The sequence below is a fragment of the Cellvibrio sp. genome (genome assembly GCF_053579595.1).
The window spans coordinates 1-3,737 of sequence record NZ_JBRFPI010000416.1 but is presented as its reverse complement, the minus strand read 5'-3'; the positions used below and the strand labels follow the sequence as shown (position 1 = coordinate 3,737).

5 protein-coding genes are annotated in these 3,737 nt (G+C 42.9%); all 5 read right to left on the bottom strand.

The annotated features are described in order from the left end of the window. Nucleotides 1-43: 43 nt before the first annotated feature. Nucleotides 44-289 (bottom strand): signal peptidase II, encoded by a 246-nt coding sequence (locus tag ACWA6V_RS18850; protein ID WP_449523941.1) that lies wholly within the window; start codon nucleotides 287-289, stop codon nucleotides 44-46. A 258-nt stretch (nucleotides 290-547) separates the two neighbouring features. Beyond that, complete coding sequence (locus ACWA6V_RS18845) at nucleotides 548-808, bottom strand: hypothetical protein (RefSeq protein ID WP_331352872.1); 261 nt, start codon at nucleotides 806-808, stop codon at nucleotides 548-550. Between the two features lie 191 nt (nucleotides 809-999). Beyond that, a complete protein-coding gene (locus tag ACWA6V_RS18840) occupies nucleotides 1,000-1,767 on the bottom strand; it encodes a hypothetical protein (RefSeq protein ID WP_449523940.1) in 768 nt (255 codons plus the stop codon). Between the two features lie 34 nt (nucleotides 1,768-1,801). Further along, nucleotides 1,802-3,253, bottom strand: a complete 1,452-nt coding sequence (locus ACWA6V_RS18835; protein WP_449523939.1) for an alkaline phosphatase D family protein — start codon at nucleotides 3,251-3,253, stop codon at nucleotides 1,802-1,804. Between the two features lie 181 nt (nucleotides 3,254-3,434). After that, the coding region (locus tag ACWA6V_RS18830) for an alpha/beta fold hydrolase (RefSeq protein WP_449523938.1) at nucleotides 3,435-3,737 on the bottom strand (303 nt) is incomplete at its 5' end.

Genomic DNA, 3,737 nt, shown 5'->3' with positions numbered 1-3,737 from the left:
CCGTAAAACTATATTTATCCATGGGCTTAACTAGCATGTAGATCTAGCCACCCACTAACACCAATCCGACCAGAAACGTAAACAAAATAACTCGCCACTCGTCAGATAGATCCGCCCCAAGACTCAGCATACCCCCGGTGTTTTCGTGATAAGTGAGACTAAAAAAGCCATTTAGAAACGATAGCGGCTCCTGGCCTTTAAGCAGGCTTACAGCTTGATTCTTCGTATAACGATCACACCCTACGAGAGGGAAGAAAATCAATAGAATTAATAACAACTTAATTTTCATTTAGAACCCCATGACTATGACCAATAGCTAACGTATGCATTTGCATGTAGATTTCGAATACGGCTAAAAACGATAACGATTTTGAATGCCTTGGCGCACGATAATTGTGATTGGTAAACCAACTAAATTTTCGCTGCAGGTATTGATTTTTTACTACGATCGCCTTTAGGGGGGTTCATTTCCATACAAGACTAATACGAATTAACTCAATGCTAAACTTAAAAGCTAAGCGTATTTTATGCTGCATTAGAGCCATATTTATTTCATGTCATTTTTTTTGGCTATTAATGCCAATTTAATTTTCTTAAAGTTAACAACCATTCCATAGGTATTAATGATAGCTATAATAAAAAAAATTCCCCACAAAATATTATGGTTGCTCGTGTTGCTAAATATGCCCGAACCACTCGCACCTCCAGTACCTAAATAACCAAGGCCAAATATAGCGACTGATAGTAAAGAGCGAGGCAAGCCCAACGCACCGCTAACCAAAATGTAGACAATTAGAGCATCCCCCACACCTTACTCCTAATAGTTTATTCAACAGCACAAGCCATATATCCATGAACAGCTTAATATCAGCCCATTAAAAAAATAACAACACGACCCCAAACAACCAAAATAAAACTGAGGACATACGGCCTTACAGAAAGTTCTGGATTCGGCTTTGTTACACCCGTACGCCCCCAAACTCCTTCTTAGGTTTAGCATCAACTCTCATCAATGTCATACATATGATCAACCACATACCGCATCTTGGGCTGCAAGCCATTTTTCTGGGTTTTGCTGTAATAGTCCTGCCAGTGTTTTACACCGCTCCAAAACGTTTCCGGTGCAGATAAGTTGGCATTCACACCAGGTGCCAAATCAAAACCATTTGCGCTAAAAATTTGATTTAACATCATTGCCGAAGGGAATCCAATTTGTTGCATCAGCGGGTTGGCAGCATTGCCAGCGCCCCACACAAAGGCGAGCCAGGGGAGAATATTTACAGCAGCGTCGTAACTTACACGCGCCCCCTTGTAGTCTTTGAGAGATCGTAATATTTCCTTCTGCCCCACTGGAATTGCAAGCAGCGCTAAATTCGGATAATCTTTTTGCGTTGGCAATTTATTAAATGTCAACTCCACCAAACCATTGCGGGTCGGCGCATAGGTTTCAAAAGCAGGCTGAAACAATGGCAAATTATAAAATTTGGCGGTAGAAAAATTACTCTTTACTATTTTAAATAGGGCGCACTCAGACCAAAACGAAGGAAGCATATCGCCGCGCAAATGTGATTGAGCCACTCGAACACGAAATGAAACCACATCTTTCCCCCCCGCCAATACAATAAAGCTCCAATCATCCATTTTTTCCAATGAAAAACTTTCATAGGCGCGCTTTATCCATTCCAAATTGGATTCATTATTCATGCGCCGCAATTCATCTATATCACTTTTAATGGACGATTGAGCAGAGAGCGTTTGTTTGATCATTATCCTTTCCTCAACAAATTTCTAACTGTTAATTTTAAATACTCAATAATTTATAAGGACCTTTGCTTAACGAATATTTACGTCTTTTTTTCTCATCGGGATCGGTACAAACATAATCCACACTGAATTCAACCCCACCGGAAACCGCTTGAAAACGTAACAATGCGACGTGATCACCTTGCTGCTGATGTTTAACATTCAAACGAAGATTTGCCAGCTTTATTCCTGCAACATCCTTGGCATCAGGATGCAATGGAAAGGGTTTCGAATCACCAAAAATATCGCGAATTTTATCTTTCAATTCATTTTTCTGATCGCTACCAATGGTATCAATCAGTCGCGACGGCGAAGCAATAACCTCATAAAATAATGTTTTCCCGCGCTGATTTACACCTTCCACTATTCGCCCCCAATGTACATCTCCTGTGATATACAACACCGGAATTTCTGCAGCAAATAATTTCTCCAAAGCCTTAGTTAGCACTAAAAAATCATCGTAATTGGGCATTTCCATATCGGCAAGGTTGCGCCCCAAAAAACCAGGCTTTTCAATAGCGAGTGCTTGCCCTGAACTTAACAGACCAACTGCAGGTAGATTCTTTTTTTTACGCGCCAACAAATCCAATTTCCATTGTTCAATAGCGGCGTGGGTTGCACTATTAAACATATTATCTTTATCGCGCCAAGTACGTCCATCAAGAAACAGCATGCTGAGTGGTGCAATATCTTTGCGAAAAAAGCCGGCTTTTTGCGCTGGCGACATTTGGTAGCGCTCATACAAACGCGTAGCCAGTTCACGCCAAGTGGATCGATCTTTTTCACTATGTGTGTTATTCAACTGCGCTTGAAAGTAGGGAAAGTTATTCCAGAACTCATGATCATCCGGCACGCAAAGCACCGGGCCATGACTCAACACATTGGCAAGACCAGGTTGCTTTAAATCACGCGAAAACCAATTCGCCTGATATTTTTTCCCAAGCACCCGCGCAAGGTGCTTTTTATTTTCGGGTAAATTTTGCTGTGAGGGCAAATCGAGATACACCTGATCGCCCGCCAATAGAGTGAAATCGGGTGCAGGCTTAATCGACTTGATGATATCGGTCAACGCTTGTGATTTATCATTCGGCTGGTAATAACAAGATGACAACAACAGATTAAAACTGTCGGCATCTTTCTCCGGTAGCGCTTGTGGCGGACGTTTGCTGGTCAGCGTCACCCGCTGATCACCAGCAATCACCGTCACGGTAAAACGTTCATTGGTGGCAGGCCAGGGAAAGGCAAAAATTGCACGGTGATTCAGTGGTCGATCATAAATATCGCGCACCTCATCACCCAGTGGTTCAAAACCAACGGGTTGTGCACTGGGGACAATAGCTTGGCCATGGATTTCAAACGCGACCGCAGGCGGGGTAGCAACCCCCAAAACACCCACCCAAATCAATAACTCATCGGATCGGCCAATTTGATTGTACGCAAAAAGCTGCACCTGGATTCTCCCTTGAATGATGGTGAGGGCTAACTATATACCTGCGCTGCACGGCTGAATAGTTAGGCTTTAAATCTTAACAGGTACCAAACAGGCTTTACGGACCGAGCCACGCTATAAATACAAAAGAGAACTGAAGCAAAACTCCAGTTCTCTTTTTGTTTCTGTAATCCAGAGCCTATTACTTCTGCTGTAAAAAACTCAATAAATCCTGATTCAGGCGATCTTTGTGCGTATCGGCCAAACCGTGTGGAGCGCCAGGATACACCAACAATTTTGCACCTTTAATCAACGCCGCAGAGGCTTTACCGGAGGTTTCAATCGGTACGATTTGATCGTCGTCGCCGTGAAAGGCCAAGGTCGGCACATCAAAGTTAGCCAGGTCACCTCTGAAGTCAGTTGCAGAAAATGCTGCGATCGAATCGTAAGTATTTTTTGCACCGGCCAACATGCCTTGTCTCCAGAAAGATTGGATTGCACCTGC